The sequence below is a fragment of the Pseudomonas sp. LBUM1651 genome, from assembly GCF_059716135.1.
This window is the reverse complement of sequence record NZ_CP166805.1, coordinates 6155733-6170534: the sequence shown is the minus strand read 5'-3', so window position 1 is coordinate 6170534 and position 14802 is coordinate 6155733. Positions and strand designations below refer to the sequence as shown.

General features: G+C 59.4%; 16 protein-coding genes and 1 pseudogene. 5 read left to right on the top strand and 12 right to left on the bottom strand.

Translation table 11 applies throughout. The features are described from left to right. Nucleotides 1–5: 5 nt before the first annotated feature. The 7 genes and pseudogenes from ACA066_RS28950 to ACA066_RS28920 all read right to left on the bottom strand — a co-directional run. The gene (locus tag ACA066_RS28950) at nucleotides 6–1343 is read right to left on the bottom strand and encodes a dihydroorotase (RefSeq protein ID WP_497697581.1); all 1338 of its coding nucleotides are present in this window, start codon (nucleotides 1341–1343) and stop codon (nucleotides 6–8) included. A 3-nt stretch (nucleotides 1344–1346) separates the two neighbouring features. Beyond that, nucleotides 1347–1907 carry a gamma carbonic anhydrase family protein gene (locus ACA066_RS28945; protein WP_497697580.1) on the bottom strand — a complete coding sequence of 187 codons (561 nt, stop codon included), beginning with the start codon at nucleotides 1905–1907 and terminating at the stop codon, nucleotides 1347–1349. Beyond that, nucleotides 1904–2779, bottom strand: a complete 876-nt coding sequence (locus ACA066_RS28940; protein WP_497697579.1) for a metal ABC transporter substrate-binding protein — start codon at nucleotides 2777–2779, stop codon at nucleotides 1904–1906. The genes ACA066_RS28945 and ACA066_RS28940 overlap by 4 nt, the downstream gene beginning before the upstream one ends. An 11-nt stretch (nucleotides 2780–2790) precedes the next feature. Further along, on the bottom strand, nucleotides 2791–3657 hold the full coding sequence (locus ACA066_RS28935) for a metal ABC transporter permease (protein WP_497697578.1): 867 nt from the start codon (nucleotides 3655–3657) through the stop codon (nucleotides 2791–2793). Then, entirely contained in the window at nucleotides 3657–4325 is a 669-nt protein-coding gene (locus ACA066_RS28930) for a metal ABC transporter ATP-binding protein (RefSeq protein ID WP_497697577.1), read from the bottom strand. Before ACA066_RS28930 ends, ACA066_RS28935 begins: the two co-directional genes overlap by 1 nt. Continuing rightward, nucleotides 4322–5218, bottom strand: a complete 897-nt coding sequence (folE2, locus tag ACA066_RS28925; RefSeq protein ID WP_497697576.1) for a GTP cyclohydrolase FolE2 — start codon at nucleotides 5216–5218, stop codon at nucleotides 4322–4324. Before folE2 ends, ACA066_RS28930 begins: the two co-directional genes overlap by 4 nt. Nucleotides 5219–5306: 88 nt before the next feature. After that, nucleotides 5307–5546: pseudogene (locus tag ACA066_RS28920) on the bottom strand (glutamine synthetase); the annotation flags it as partial. 143 nt (nucleotides 5547–5689) lie between these two features. On the opposite strand from ACA066_RS28920, the gene zigA reads away from it, so the two are divergent. Continuing rightward, nucleotides 5690–6898, top strand: a complete 1209-nt coding sequence (zigA, locus tag ACA066_RS28915) for a zinc metallochaperone GTPase ZigA (protein ID WP_497697575.1) — start codon at nucleotides 5690–5692, stop codon at nucleotides 6896–6898. Then, nucleotides 6898–7548: a DUF1826 domain-containing protein gene (locus ACA066_RS28910; RefSeq protein WP_497697574.1), complete on the top strand. Its 651-nt coding sequence runs from the start codon at nucleotides 6898–6900 to the stop codon at nucleotides 7546–7548. Before zigA ends, ACA066_RS28910 begins: the two co-directional genes overlap by 1 nt. Before the next feature lie 4 nt (nucleotides 7549–7552). Here ACA066_RS28910 and ACA066_RS28905 read toward each other — a convergent pair whose 3' ends face one another. Next, nucleotides 7553–7909, bottom strand: a complete 357-nt coding sequence (locus tag ACA066_RS28905) for an NADH:ubiquinone oxidoreductase (protein WP_414880347.1) — start codon at nucleotides 7907–7909, stop codon at nucleotides 7553–7555. A gap of 27 nt (nucleotides 7910–7936) precedes the next feature. On the opposite strand from ACA066_RS28905, the gene ACA066_RS28900 reads away from it, so the two are divergent. After that, a complete protein-coding gene (locus ACA066_RS28900) occupies nucleotides 7937–8911 on the top strand; it encodes a CobW family GTP-binding protein (RefSeq protein WP_497697573.1) in 975 nt (324 codons plus the stop codon). A gap of 108 nt (nucleotides 8912–9019) precedes the next feature. Here the strand turns inward: ACA066_RS28900 and ACA066_RS28895 are convergent, their stop codons facing one another. Continuing rightward, nucleotides 9020–9433: a DUF3301 domain-containing protein gene (locus ACA066_RS28895; RefSeq protein ID WP_017341595.1), complete on the bottom strand. Its 414-nt coding sequence runs from the start codon at nucleotides 9431–9433 to the stop codon at nucleotides 9020–9022. Between the two features lie 118 nt (nucleotides 9434–9551). On the opposite strand from ACA066_RS28895, the gene pdxY reads away from it, so the two are divergent. Beyond that, the gene (gene pdxY, locus ACA066_RS28890; RefSeq protein WP_497697572.1) at nucleotides 9552–10424 is read left to right on the top strand and encodes a pyridoxal kinase PdxY; all 873 of its coding nucleotides are present in this window, start codon (nucleotides 9552–9554) and stop codon (nucleotides 10422–10424) included. Between the two features lie 114 nt (nucleotides 10425–10538). Here the strand turns inward: pdxY and ACA066_RS28885 are convergent, their stop codons facing one another. Continuing rightward, complete coding sequence (locus ACA066_RS28885) at nucleotides 10539–11021, bottom strand: acyl-CoA thioesterase (protein ID WP_010465381.1); 483 nt, start codon at nucleotides 11019–11021, stop codon at nucleotides 10539–10541. 284 nt (nucleotides 11022–11305) lie between these two features. On the opposite strand from ACA066_RS28885, the gene ACA066_RS28880 reads away from it, so the two are divergent. Continuing rightward, nucleotides 11306–13069 (top strand): cation:proton antiporter, encoded by a 1764-nt coding sequence (locus ACA066_RS28880; RefSeq protein WP_497697571.1) that lies wholly within the window; start codon nucleotides 11306–11308, stop codon nucleotides 13067–13069. Between the two features lie 21 nt (nucleotides 13070–13090). Here ACA066_RS28880 and ACA066_RS28875 read toward each other — a convergent pair whose 3' ends face one another. Further along, on the bottom strand, nucleotides 13091–13498 hold the full coding sequence (locus ACA066_RS28875; protein ID WP_077430996.1) for an SMI1/KNR4 family protein: 408 nt from the start codon (nucleotides 13496–13498) through the stop codon (nucleotides 13091–13093). Nucleotides 13499–13633: 135 nt separating this feature from the next. Continuing rightward, the gene (locus ACA066_RS28870) at nucleotides 13634–14506 is read right to left on the bottom strand and encodes a Tim44 domain-containing protein (protein ID WP_497697570.1); all 873 of its coding nucleotides are present in this window, start codon (nucleotides 14504–14506) and stop codon (nucleotides 13634–13636) included. Nucleotides 14507–14802 lie beyond the last annotated feature (296 nt).

Below are 14802 nucleotides of genomic sequence, written 5' to 3'. Positions count from 1 at the left end.
GAGTGCTAGCGCATAAACCGTAGTGGTAAACCCTGACAGTTGTCATTAAGACATTTGTCGCGCCATGCGACTTGTCCAGACACCAGCGTGGTGCTGACGCTGTGGCGAAAGCGTCGTCGGGCAAAGGGCGTCCAGCCGCATTGAGACAGAATCGGCTGCTGGGAGACGGCAACGCCGTCAGGCTCGGGTTTGATCAGCACCAGGTCTGCCCAATAACCTTCGCGCAAATAGCCACGGTCGGGAATAGCAAACAGATCAGCGACACGGTGACTGGTCTTGGCCACGAGCAAAGTGATTGGCAGCAATTGATCTGCCACCAACTCCAGCAACGCGGGGAGGGCGTGTTGCACCAGCGGCAGACCGGACGGCGCCTGACTGTAGGCGCGTTGCTTTTCGGCCCAGGTGTGGGGCGCATGATCGCTGCCGATGACGTCCAGTCGATGGCTCAGCAAGGCCTTGCGCAAGGCATCGCGGTCAGCCTGAGTCTTGATCGCCGGGTTGCATTTGATCTGGTTGCCGAGGTCCGCGTAATCGCGATCATCGAAGAGCAAGTGGTGCAGGCAGACTTCGGCGCTGATGTGTTTCTGCGACAGCGGTTTGTCTTCGAACAACGCCAGTTCCCGTGCGGTGGTCAGGTGCAGAACGTGAAGTCGCGTGCCGTGACGCTTGGCCAGTTCCACCGCCATTGAGGACGAGCGAAAGCAGGCCTCGGCATTGCGGATCACGGGATGGGCCGCGGCGGGAATGTGTTCGCCCAACAGCGCTCGCAGATTCGACGCGTTGGCGTCGATGCCGGGCGTGTGTTCGCAGTGGGCCAGCAGAATCGTCGGCACCTCGGCGAATAGCCGCTCGAGAACCCTCGGATCGTCCACCAGCATGTTGCCCGTGGACGCACCCATGAACACTTTAACGCCGGCCACTTCGCAAGGATTGAGTGCGGCGACGGTGTCGAGATTGTCGTTGCTCACGCCGAAATGGAAGCCGTAGTTGGCCACCGAACTGATCGCCGCCCGACGCTTCTTGTCGGCGAGTGTGGCAAGGGTCAGTGTCGCCGGATTGGTGTTGGGCATGTCCATGAAACTGGTGATGCCACCGGCCACCGCTGCTCGTGATTCGGTGTAGAAACTGCCCTTGTCGGGCGAGCCGGGATCGCGGAAGTGCACCTGATCATCGATCATTCCAGGCAACAGCCACTGGCCGTCAGCATCGATTTCCACGGCTGCATTTTCGCCTTCAATACTGGGGGCGATCTTGACGATGCGGCCATGGCTGACCAGCAGATCACCATCAAATTCACGACCTTCATTCACCAGCCGGGCATTGCGAATCAGCACGCAGCTCATAGATCAGAACTCGTTTTGCAGGGCTTTGTAGCCACGCACCAGATCGACATTGGTGCGCGCCACATCCTCGGAAAATTCCGAGGCGCTGACGCTGACCGGCGGGAACTGCGACAGGTCGGTGTTGGGCCCGATGCGGGTGGTGGAGGGCACGTAGAAATCCGTGGGCAAGTCGCGGCCGTCGACCACCGAGTTGTGCCGAACCACGCAGCCATCACCGACCGCGCAGTTGAACAGCACACTGTTGAAGCCGATAAACACCCGGTCGCCGACCGTGCACGGACCATGAACGATTGATCGGTGAGCAATCGAACTGAACTCGCCGATGGTCACCGCTGCGCCGGACTTGGAGTGAATCACCACGCCATCCTGGATGTTCGAATTGGCACCAATGGTGATCGGCTCCATCTCTCCAGAATCATCCACTTCATCGGCGCGAATCACGGCGTAGGGGCCGACGAAAACGTTCTCGCCGATCACCACTTTGCCGCAGATGATCGCGGTTTTATCGACGTACGCAGATTCGGCAATCAGCGGTAAATCGCCTGAAGGGTTCTTGCGGATCATGGTTTGCTCAACGCCTCGTACAGGGTGTCGAGGTTGTACTCGAACAGCCCGGCAAAAGTGCTGGCCGGACCGCTTGCGGCGAGTGCATCGGAGTACAAGGTGCCGCCAATGTGCGCGCCGCTTTCATCGGCGATCTGCTTGAGCAGACGGGCGTCCTTGATGTTTTCCATGAACACTGCTTTGACCTTGGCCTGACGAATCTGGGTGATCAGCGCCGCCACTTCCGCAGCCGACGGTTCGCGTTCGGTGGACAGACCTTGTGGTGCCATGAAGTCGATTCCGTAAGCCTGACCGAGATAACCGAACGCGTCATGCGACGTTACGATCTTGCGGTTGCCCGGTGGCAGCGAACCAAGCTTGGCTTTGGCTTCGGCGAGCAGCGCGTAGATCTGTTTCAGGTAGGCCTGGCTGTTGCGTTCGTAGTCGGTTTTGTTCGCTGGGTCGGCGGCGATCAACGCTTTGGTGATGTTGTTGATGTACAGCTCGGTGTTCGCCAGGTTGTGCCAGGCGTGAGGGTCGGGAACGGTCTCGCCGTCTTCATCCAGCGAGCGCGGAATGACACCGCGGCTCGCGCTGATGACCGGAGCTTTGGTCTCGGTGCTGCTTACCAGGCGGTCCAGCCATGGCTCGAAACCCAGGCCGTTTTTGATGATCAGTCTGGCTTTCAGCAGCGCCTTGGCGTCGTCCGGTGTCGGCTCGTACGTGTGGGCATCGGCGTCGGGGCCAACCATGTTGGTGATCTGGATATGCTCGCCGCCGACTTGATGAGTCATGTCGGCGAGGATGCTGAAGCTGGTGACCACCTGCAGTTTTTCCGCAGCGGACAGCGACATCGACAGCATCAAACTGAACAGCACGAGTAAAGCGCGCATCGGGCAACACCTCATTGGGATGTGAGCAAAGGCGGGCGGCGCAGCAAACCATGCACCGGACCAAACACCACGGACAGCAGATACAGACCGCCAGCCACCAGCACGATGGCCGGGCCGGTGGGCAGCGAGCAGTAGAACGACAGCAATAATCCCAGCCACACCGAGAGGCAGCCGAGCAGGGCAGCGATGCCCATCAACACGGGCAAGCGACGGCTCCAGAAGCGTGATGCGGCGGCGGGCAACATCATCAGGCCAACGACCATCAGCGCGCCGATGGCCTGAAAACCGATCACCAGATTCAGCACCACTAGCGTCAGAAACACGCCGTGGGCCAATGGACCGAGTCGGCTGACGGTTTGCAGAAAGAGTGGGTCGAGGGTGTCCAGTAGTAGCGGCTTGTAGATGAGTGCCATGGCAATAAGGCTCAATCCAGAGACCCACAACATGCCGGTCAACGTGGGACCATCGACTGCCAACGCCGAGCCAAAGAGCAGGTGCAGCAGGTCAAGACGTTTGCCGGCGATGCCGAGGATCAGCACACCGCTGGCGAGGGAAATCGGGTAGATCGCGGCGAGGCTAGCGTCTTCTCGCAGCCCGGTGCGGCGGGTGATCCACGCGGCGAGCCCGGCCATGCTCAGGCCTGCGCCGAGGCCGCCGAGGGCCAGCGCTGGCAGACTCAGTCCGGCGAACCAGAAGCCAAGCGCCGCGCCGGGCAGGATTCCGTGAGCGACCGCATCGCCGATCAGGCTCATGCGCCGCAGGATCAGAAACACCCCGAGCGGTGCCGTGCTGCATGCCAACACCAATCCACCGAGCAGTGCCCGGCGCATGAACACGAACTCGTGGAAGGGTTGCCAAAGTTGAGCGGCAGCGAGCATCAGGCCACCTGCGTTTGAGGTTGTTGGTGGATCAGGTCGACGCTTGGGCCGAGGACGCAGCCGCTACTTTTGATCAGCAGCGTTTGAGGAATGTGTTGGCGAACGGCGGCCAGGTCGTGACACACGACCACCAGTGTTCGGCCTTCGGCGTGCCAGGCGTGGATGTGTTTCCACAGCAGTGACTGACCGAGTTCGTCGAGGGCGGCGTGGGGTTCGTCGAGTAACAGCAAGGGGGCTTCAGCGAGGCTTAAACGAGCGAGCAGGGCGCGCTGCAATTCGCCGCCGGAGAGGGCCATCAATGGGCGCTGTTCCAGACCGGTCAGGCGCCATTTCTCCAGCGCGGCTTTGAGACGTTGGCTTCGGACTTCGGGTGATTGTTTGCTGCCCCAGAAACCGGCGGCCACCAACTCTTGCAGACTGATCGGGAATTGCCGGTCGAGGTGTTGTTGCTGGGGGAGGAATGAGAGTGAACCTTTGCGTGGAACATCAAGGATCACTTTGCCGGTCAGTGGTTTTTGCAGGCCGACGATGACTTTCAGCAGACTACTTTTCCCCGAGCCGTTGGCACCGATTACGGCGGTCAGGCTGCCCCTGGGCAATTCGAGATCCACCGGCGGCGTGAGCGGTTGTCCGGGTGCTCCCCAGCGTAAAGCCTCGCAGCGAATCATGCAGCCTCCCAGTTCCATCGACTTTCGGCGACGGCGTCGTGGGCGTGCAGGCTTTCTGCGTGGACGACTTTCAGGTGAAAGGCGTTGATGCCGGGAGATCGCTTCAAAGCTAGATTCAAGCGTCGAACGGCGTCTTCGCAGAACATCAGGTTTTGCCCATTGGCCAGGGCGAAGGCTTGTTCGTCAGCGCGCTTTACGGCGGTTTGCACGGCGGTGCCGAGGGCGGCTTCGGCATCGTTGATCAATGCAATCAGTGGCATGTCATCCAGATAGTCGTCGAGCCGAAGCTTTAGCTGCGCGTTGCTGCGTTGGCTATGAGGCGTCGCAACGATGCCCTTTGTGGAGCCAAGCCAAGCTAAAACTTCGGCGTGTTGCAGTGACTTGTTCGCGAAGTCATCGATGAACTGTTGTTGAATCAATTGCCGTGACAGTGCGGCTGAACAGGGACAGGTTGAGGAATAAGGGATGTCGATTTTTAGTTCCACGTGGAACATCGCGTTTTTCAAACGCGCTTTTATGCTAACTGGATAGGTTTTCCAACCAGACAATGGACTGATGAGCGCTGGCCGTTTGAGCAGTAAATCAGTGTGAATGTTCAGGTAGGCGCTGTTGGACAGACCTTCATGCGAATCTAAAAATCGCTGCAAGACACGCCGCAATAGGGCTGGTGTCAGGTTTTCCTGCTCGAGCATTTCCAGCGCGAGGTACAGCCGCGACATATGAATGCCCCGCGCTACTCCATCGTCAAGGCTCACGCCCGCGTCGGCCTTCGCGCTCAACCGCTGGCCATCGAACAACACTGGAAGAGCAATGCCGCACATGCCCACCCATTCAAGTGGCAGGGCTTGGCGTGAGGCCTGCGCGGCGATATCCGGCAGAGTCAGCGCATTCATGAGCAGGTCCATCGTGGAGGTGGGACTTGCATGTTATGTTATTACATTAAAATCGACTACGCCTTTTTCACGAGCGAGTTTGCAGCTGGCTCAGTTGTCCGTAGCGACTGTTGGTCTGCGCCCAATAGCGCTTGCCCGCCCGTTCGAAGCCCCGCAAATAGATCGTGTTGCCGACGGTGTTGACGCTGTAGGCGTTGCCGTCGGCATCCACGCAGGCCAGCAGGTTGGCGCTTCGGGTGCATTTGGCCAGGCTCGGGATTTGCGCCCAGGCGTCTACGGTGAGCAGCAGCGAAACGCTCATCAGCGTCAGTTTCAGGGCAGTGCGCATGGGATTTTTCACGGACCGAATGGGCTCCAACGTCGTGCCCTTTATCATTGCGGGCAAGAGGAGAGTGGCTTGATTGCATTGTTATACTATAACATTGAATTAAGCCCGACACTGTGACCGGGCATCCCCGTGAGGAATTCCTGATGCCCCATCGTCTCCCCGTGACCGTCCTGTCGGGCTTTCTCGGCGCCGGCAAAAGCACGCTGCTGAACCATGTGCTGCGTAACCGCGAAAACCTGCGAGTTGCGGTGATCGTCAACGACATGAGCGAGATCAACATCGATGGCAGCGAAGTTCAACGTGACGTCACCCTGAACCGCGCCGAAGAAAAACTCGTGGAAATGAGTAACGGCTGCATCTGCTGCACCTTGCGCGAAGACCTGCTTGAAGAAGTCAGTAAACTCGCCAGGGACGGCCGCTTCGATTACTTGCTGATCGAATCCACCGGCATCTCCGAGCCACTGCCCGTGGCGGAAACCTTCACTTTCCGTGACGAAGAAGGGCAAAGCCTGGCCGACATCGCACGGCTCGACACCATGGTCACTGTGGTCGACGGCATGAACTTCCTGCTCGACTATCAGGCCGCCGAAAGCCTCGCTTCTCGTGGCGAAACCCTCGGCGAGGAGGACGAACGCTCGATCACTGACTTGTTGATCGAGCAGATCGAATTCGCCGACGTGATCCTCATCAGCAAGATCGACTTGATCAGCAGCCGCGAACGTCAGGAGCTGATCGCGATCCTCGAACGATTGAACTCGCAAGCCGACATCATCCCGATGGTCATGGGTGAAATTCCCCTGGAGAAAATCCTCAACACCGGTCGCTTCGACTTCGAGAAGGCTGCGCAGGCACCCGGCTGGTTGCAGGAGCTGCGCGGCGAGCACGTGCCGGAAACCGAGGAGTACGGCATCGCCTCCACGGCCTATCGAGCACGCAGACCCTTCCACCCGCAGCGCTTCTTCAGCTTCATCGACCGGCCATGGGTGAATGGCAAACTGCTGCGCTCCAAAGGGTTTTTCTGGCTGGCGAGCAAGCCCATGGACGCGGGTAGCTGGTCCCAGGCAGGTGGTTTGATGCGCCATGGTTTTGCCGGACGCTGGTGGCGTTTCGTGCCGAAAGCCCAATGGCCGCAGGACGAAGAAAGCACCGCCGCGATCATGGAAAACTGGACCGCCACCACCGGTGATTGCCGCCAGGAACTGGTGTTCATCGGCCAGAACATCGACTTCACTCAACTCACCGCAGAGCTGGACGATTGCTTGCTGAGCGATGATGAGATGGTATCTGGCGTCGAGGGCTGGCGATTGCTGCCTGATCCGTTCGGTCCCTGGCATGAAGAGGAAGCGGCGTGATGTTGGCACCGACCTTGAAACTTCGGCCGGTCATGTCTCAGGTTCAGGGCGAGACGCCGCAAGCGCTCGCCCGAATTCTCGATGACGGCGTGAACCTCGCCATCTGGCAGCGCCAACTCCCGGCACACATCGTAGATTTTGGCAGACTGCTGCTGTCCTTGAACGAGCCACTGGCCGAGTCGTTATCGCTGGAAATCGCCAACGAAGACACCCAACCCGACCTCCGCGGATTGGCCTCGGGCTTCAGCGATCTTGAGGGCCATGAAGGTTTCATCACCGACGTTTCCTGGCTGGTCAGCGCCTTCGCCTGCCTGCTGGGTGCCAAGCGCATTGGCGTGCGTTTGCGGGTTCTGGATAAAGCCATGTGCCCGCGCTTTCACGTCGATCATGTACCGGTGCGCTTGATTACCACGTATGCCGGTGTTGGCAGTCAGTGGCTGAAAGAAGGTGCGATGGATCGTCGCCAGTTGAGCCAAGCCGAAGCCGAACCCACGGACAATTCGCTGATCCAGCAAATCGGCAGCGGCGCCGTCGCATTACTCAAGGGCGAGAAATGGCACGGCAACGAAGGCTTTGGCCTGATTCACCGCTCGCCGCAGCTCGCGCCGGGCGAGCGCCGTTTGATGCTGACCCTCGATTGGCTGGCTTAGCGGATCAAGGCTTGAGCCAGTTGCCCTGGCTCTGGCCTTCGCAAAACGGCTTCAGGTACGCCGCGTCGGTGGCCACGCCGTAATAGTGAATATCCTGCCGGTAAGGCATATTGGCGACTTGAGCATTGCTGCACACACCGAATGCGCCGCCGGGGCATTGGTCTACGTACTGCACTTCGACTTTCTGGCCAGGAAGGTTGGGCTGACAGAAGCCATCAGCGAAGAGTTTTTCCGGGATGTTTCGGTTCTGCTGACAGACTTTCACGTCCAGTCGCTCAGCCGTGCTATGTACCACACAAGCCTGGGCCAGCGCTTCGCCGGAAACCAGCGCCAAGAGCAACGTCCAGCCAATCAACCGCATCCTTTACCTCCTCAGAAAACACCGACCATGTTGCAGAACATTCCCACTCACGTCATTGCCGGCCCATTGGGCGCAGGCAAGACCAGTTTGATCAAACACCTGCTGGCGCAGCGGCCGGCGAATGAGCGTTGGGCGGTGCTGATCAACGAGTTCGGCCAGATCGGCATCGATGCTGCGTTGCTGACCCGGGACGCCGATGGTATCGCACTGGGTGAAGTGGCCGGGGGCTGTTTGTGTTGCGTCAATGGTGCGCCGTTTCAGATCGGCCTCGGGCGTTTGCTGCGCAAGGCACGGCCGGATCGGTTGTTTATCGAACCGTCAGGGCTCGGCCACCCGGCACAGTTGCTCAGGCAGTTGACCGAGGCGCCGTGGGTCGGCGTGCTGGCGGTTCAGCCCTGCGTGCTGGTGCTGGACGCCCAGGCGCTCGCTTCTGGCAAACCGCTGCCGGTGACGCAGCAGGAAGCGTTGAGCAGCGCAGGGTTGTTGCTGTTGAACAAGTCTGAAAATCTCGGGGAGGATGATCGGCAGAGGGTCGTCGCGCAGTTGCCATCACGTCCTTTGTACTGGACGCAGCAGGCCATCCTTCCCTTGAAAGAGTTACCAGGTCTTGAGGTGCAGGCTGTGGCAGGTGTGGATAACTTCGTCGCACCCAAAGGATTGGCGCAGATGCCAGCCGTCTGGACCGATCCCGCGTTGCCGATTTGCCTGAGCCAGCAACAGGACGACGGCTGGAGCATCGGCTGGCGCTGGCATCCGAGCCAGACGTTCGATTCTGCGCGCGTTGGCCGGTGGCTCGAAAGCCTTGCCTGGCGGCGGGCGAAGCTGGTTATCCACAGCGTCGAGGGCTGGGTTTCAGCGAATGCACTGGATAACTCGGTATTGGAATGGCGTCCGAGTGAATGGCGGCGGGATTCGCGGATTGAGCTGATATTCACTGAGCCACAGGATGTGGATGAATTGCAGAGGGGTTTGGCCAGGTGCCGGTACTTTCACAGTCATTGAGGCCGTCTTCGCGAGCAGGCTCGCTCCCACATGGGATCTTCAGTGGTCACAGATTTTGCGTACAACAGGAGCCTGCTCGCGAAGGGATCTAACCGACGACATCAGTCCTCACGGACGCCATTTGGTGTGTTCTTGCCGCCACTGACTAAGCTCTATCACTTCTGCACGCGGTTTCACCACGTCGACCACCGGAGGCGTGTCGTCGAAGGGCATCGGGTAGGGGGCCAGTTCGATCTGCGCGCTGTGAGCGCCAAACTGGGTGATGGTGCCGTTATGGCGGGTTTCGCCGGTCACCGTGAATTCAAAGTTATACACACGGGCCAGACGTCGCCGACCATTGGCATCCTTGATGAATGCAATTTTTTTCAGCGCCACGTTGCCATCCAGCAACTCGATCCCGAGATTGCTGCAATGCTGCTTGACCCGCTCCAGCGCACGCTCGCGCAAGCCATGGTTGTGCCACAGCCACGCGCCAGCGGTGGCGAGCAGCATCAGCACGAAGATATTTCCGAGGGTCAGCATCAATAGGGTGCTCCAACAAGATAGTGCCAGCTTAACTGCGTCGCCGGTCTGTCGTACAGGCTGCGTTTAGTCGCATACTGCGCGGCTCGAATTTCAATCGTTTTACGGAACTCACCGCATGAAACGTACGCCCCATCTGCTCGCCATTCAGTCCCACGTGGTGTTCGGCCACGCTGGCAACAGTGCCGCGGTTTTCCCGATGCAGCGGGCCGGGGTGAATGTCTGGCCGCTCAACACTGTGCAGTTCTCCAACCACACCCAATATGGCCAGTGGGCCGGTGAAGTGCTGTCGCCACACCAGATTCCCGAATTGGTCGAAGGCATTGCGGCGATTGGCGAGTTGGGCAATTGCGATGCCGTATTGTCCGGTTACCTTGGCAGTGCGGCCCAGGGCCGGGCGATTCTGACGGGTGTGGCGCGGATCAAGTCGATGAATCCCAAGGCGCTGTATCTGTGCGACCCGGTGATGGGCCATCCGGAGAAGGGCTGCAGTGTGCCGGCCGAAGTCAGCGATTTCCTGTTGGAAGAAGCGGCTGCCGTGGCGGACTTCATGTGCCCGAACCAGCTGGAGCTGGACAGCTTCTCAGGGCGCAAGCCGCAGTCGCTGTTCGATTGCCTGGCCATGGCGCGAACGTTGTTGGCGCGCGGCCCGAAAGCGGTGCTGGTCAAGCATCTGGCCTATCCCGGCAAACCGGAGGATGCGTTTGAGATGTTGCTGGTGACGAGCGAAGGCAGTTGGCACCTGCGACGTCCAATGCTGGCGTTTCCGCGTCAGCCAGTGGGTGTTGGCGACCTGACATCCGGACTGTTTCTGGCGCGTGTACTGCTGGGCGATAGCCTGGTGGCGGCGTTCGAGTTCGCGGCGTCGGCGGTGCATGAAGTGCTGTTGGAGACTCAGGCTTGCGCAAGCTATGAGCTGGAACTGGTGCGAGCACAGGACCGGATTGCGCATCCGCGGGTGCGGTTTGAAGCAACCGCGATCAGCCTTTAAAAGCTTCGCGGGCAAGCCTCGCTCCTACAAGTCAGCGTCGTTCACATGTTTTGTGTGCGGCTCGAGCGTGTAGGAGCGAGGCTTGCCCGCGAATGCGATTAACGGCCAAACGTGTCAGGCATCACCCTTGATTTCCTGATACCGCTTTTCCAGTTCCTGACGAATCTGACGACGCTGCTGGGCCTGCATGAAACGGCGTTTGTCTTCGCTGTTCTGCGGTTGCAACGGCGGCACCGCGGCCGGTTTGCGATCATCGTCCACCGCCACCATGGTGAAGAAACAGCTGTTGGTGTGGCGCACCGAGCGCTCGCGAATGTTTTCGGTCACCACCTTGATGCCCACCTCCATGGAGGTGTTGCCGGTGTAATTGACCGACGCCAGAAAGGTCACCAGTTCGCCGACATGAATCGGCTCGCGAAAAATCACCTGATCCACCGACAGGGTCACCACGTAGCGGCCGGCATAACGGCTGGCGCAGGCGTAGGCGACTTCGTCGAGGTATTTGAGCAATGTGCCGCCGTGGACATTGCCAGAGAAGTTGGCCATGTCGGGGGTCATCAATACCGTCATCGACAGCTGGGCGTTTCCGGGTTCCATAGCGTTCTCACGGTTCAAGGCAGGTTTCTGAGGAGTGCACCTCTGCGGGCGCCAGTCCGGTTTTTTCAAACCACAGTTATCGGGACGCCGGGTGGATGATCGTCGTCACGCCGGATCGATCTGTTTCCATATATTGCACCGCCTTTCTGCCGAAAGTCGCGGTGTTACCCTTCAAAAGCCCACCCCAAGGGCAATTCCTACGCGGAAAGCGGATTTTTACTCTGCTGGATCAGACCTTTCCCGCGTCTGGCGATTGAGCAATGTCACCCAAGGAGCCCCACACCATGCATGCCATCAGTTTTATTCAGGATCTGGCAGTGATCATGTTGATCGCGGGTGTGGTGACCGTGCTGTTTCATCGCTTCAAGCAACCGGTGGTGCTCGGCTATATCGTCGCCGGCTTCATCATCGGCCCGCACACGCCGCCGTTCAGCCTGATCCACGACGAAGAAACCATCAAGACCCTCGCAGAGCTCGGAGTGATTTTCCTGATGTTCTGCCTGGGCCTGGAGTTCAGCCTGCGCAAGCTGTTCAAGGTCGGCGCCACGGCGTTTATCGCGGCGTTCCTGGAAATCGTGCTGATGATCTGGATCGGCTATGAAATCGGTCGCTGGTTCGACTGGAACACCATGGACTCGCTGTTCCTCGGCGCGATCCTGGCGATCTCCTCGACCACCATCATCGTCAAGGCACTCAATGACCTGAAGATGAAGAACGAGCGCTTTGCGCAGCTGATCTTCGGTGTGCTGATCGTCGAGGACATTCTCGGCATCGGCATCATCGCCTTGCTGTCGAGTATCGCGGTCAGCGGCACGGTCAGTTCCGGCGAAGTGTTTTCCACCGTCGGCAAGCTGTCGTTGTTCATGATCGTCGCGCTGGTGATAGGGATTCTGCTGGTGCCGCGGCTGCTGGCCTACGTGGCCAAATTCGAAAGCAACGAGATGCTGTTGATCACCGTGCTGGGCCTGTGTTTCGGCTTCTGTCTGCTGGTGGTCAAGCTCGAATACAGCATGGTGCTTGGCGCGTTCCTGATCGGCGCGATCATGGCTGAATCCCGGCAGCTGCTGAAGATCGAACGCTTGATCGAGCCGGTTCGCGATCTGTTCAGTGCGATCTTCTTTGTGGCCATCGGGCTGATGCTCGACCCGATGATTTTGCTGCAGTACGCGTGGCCGATTGCAGTCATCACCGTGGCCGTCGTACTCGGAAAGATGCTGTCCTGCGGTCTTGGCGCCTTTATCGCCGGCAATGACGGACGCACCTCACTGCGCGTGGGAATGGGGCTTTCACAGATTGGCGAATTTTCTTTCATCATTGCGGCGTTGGGCATGACCCTGCAGGTCACCAGCAACTTCCTCTATCCGGTCGCCGTGGCGGTGTCGGTGATCACCACGCTGCTGACGCCTTATCTGATCCGTGCCGCTGATCCGCTGTCGATCAAACTGGCCGGCGTGATGCCGCAGCGGCTGGGCCGCGTGCTGGGAATGTACGGCGAATGGCTGCGCAGCATCCAGCCTCAGGGCGAAGGCGCGCTGCTGGCGTCGATGATCCGGCGGATTCTGTTACAGGTGGGGGTCAATCTGGCACTGGTGATTGCGATCTTCTTCTCGGGTGCTTACTTCGCCGAGCGAATGTCCGCTTACCTGCAAGACTGGATCAGCGACCCGAGCTGGCAGAAAGCGTTGATCTGGGGCGGGGCGTTGCTGTTGTCGCTACCGTTCCTGATCGCGGCCTATCGCAAGCTCAAGGCGCTGTCGATGCTGTTGGCGGAGATGGGCGTGAAACCGGAGATGGCCGGCCGCCACACGCAGCGAGTGCGTCGGGTGATCGCCGAAGTGATCCCGATCCTGTCGCTGCTGGTGATCTTCCTGCTGTTGGCAGCCTTGTCGGCCAGTATTCTGCCGACCAACAAGTTGCTGGTGCTGATTGTCGTGGTCGCGGCCGCTGTGGCAGCGCTGCTCTGGCGCTGGTTTATCCGCGTGCACACGCGGATGCAGGTGGCCTTGCTGGAAACCCTGGACAACCACAAGGAATCGTCCGGGCATTGACCACGCGGCGCGTCAGACGGCTCAGCTTTCCAGCCAGACGTCCCGTGCCCAGTGCCACACCGATTCCCAGGTTTCTTCGGCGATCAGTTCTTCTTCGGCCTGCCACAGCACCACGGTGCCGTCTTCTTCGACCAGATAGTAGTCGTCACCGTCCTGGCAGATCGGGATCATGCTGCGGTCAACGCCGGCATCCCAGGCGTTGGCGGCAACGTCCGGCAGGTAGGTGTGGGATTGCGGGTCGGTGACGGTCACCGGCTCCAGGCTGCCGTAGACCACGTCGCTGACGGTCAGCAAAAATTCTCTGAAGACAAACGGGATGTCGATGAACAGTTGTTCTTCGATTTCGACCAGCAGATCTTCGTCGGGCAACTCCAAGGGGACCGGTACCGGTTCGTTGGCTTCACGCAGTTGTTCGATGATTTCTTCCACGTCCGGGATCCTCTTGCTTGATGGCGCGGTTTAGTTGGGGCGGTTTATACAGTAGCTCGCTATAGATGCAACCGCGAAATAGAAAACCCCGGCCGAGGCCGGGGTTTTGTTGCGACACATTTAACGCGGGTCGGTTCAGCCGTTCTGGCGGATACCGGCAACCAGCCAAGGCTGGTTTTCGCCCTGTGCACGTTCCATGTTCCAGCTTTCGCTGAACACTTCGCCCTGGTCGAAACGCGAAGTTTTCGACACACCGCTGAAGGTCAGGGTGGCGATGGTCTTGTCGGCACGATCATCGACGCCGTCCAGTTGAACATTGAGGTTATCAATGTAGGTGGACTGGAAACCGTCACCCAGGTCAGCACGTTCGCGCTTGAGGAACTCGAGCAGTTGCGGGGTCACGAACTCGACGATCTTGTCCATTTCGTTGGCGTCCCAGTGTTGCTGCAGGGACTGGAAGTGGTTGCGGGCCGCTTCAATGAAGTTCTTTTCATTGAACCAGGCTGGCGCATTGATGACCGGACGAGCGGCAGCCGGAGCGGCCGAACCACCGAAGATCGAACCCATGGCAGTTGGCTTCTGCTCAAACACTTCACGCTGCATCGGTGCGCCAGCCGGAGCCATGTGCTCCTGCTGCTTGCGACGACGAGCGGCGATGAAACGGAAGACCAGGAAGGCGATGACCGCCATGATCAGGATGTCGAAGATCTGCATGCCCTGGAAGCCGCCGCCCATGAACATGGAGGCCAGCAGGCCACCGGCAGCGATGCCGGCCAGAGGGCCGAGCCAGCGCGAAGCACCGCCGGCCTTGGCGGCAGCGCCAGCGGCACCGGCCGCGCCCGCAGTGGCAGCAGCGCCACCTGCAGCAGAAGAAGGAGCCATTTGGCTGGTCTGGTGAGTCGGCGCAGCGCCGGAGCTCTTGCCGCCACCAAAGCGCTTGGCGTTGGCGTCGAGGCTCATCGTCAGGCCGATGCACAACGCCATGGCGATGCTAAGAAAACGTTTCATAAAGGGAATTCCCATTTGTGGATGGCACGCGCGCCATGTTGCACAGCTGAAGTGTTACTGGCTAGCGGCAGAGTGTTTCGGGCTTTTGCCTGACAGGTTGCGTTCAGCTTCAGTTAGCGCAATAGGCCTGTGTACTTTGGTCTGTAGGAGTTGTGATTTAGTTCGGTAGGAATGAATCCTGTAGGAGCGAGCTTGCTCGCGAAAAACGTCAGGACAACGCATTCATCCAGAATGAACGCTTCACCGTTGACGACCTTCGCGAGCAAGCTCGCTCCTACAGAAAGGCGAACGCGGGC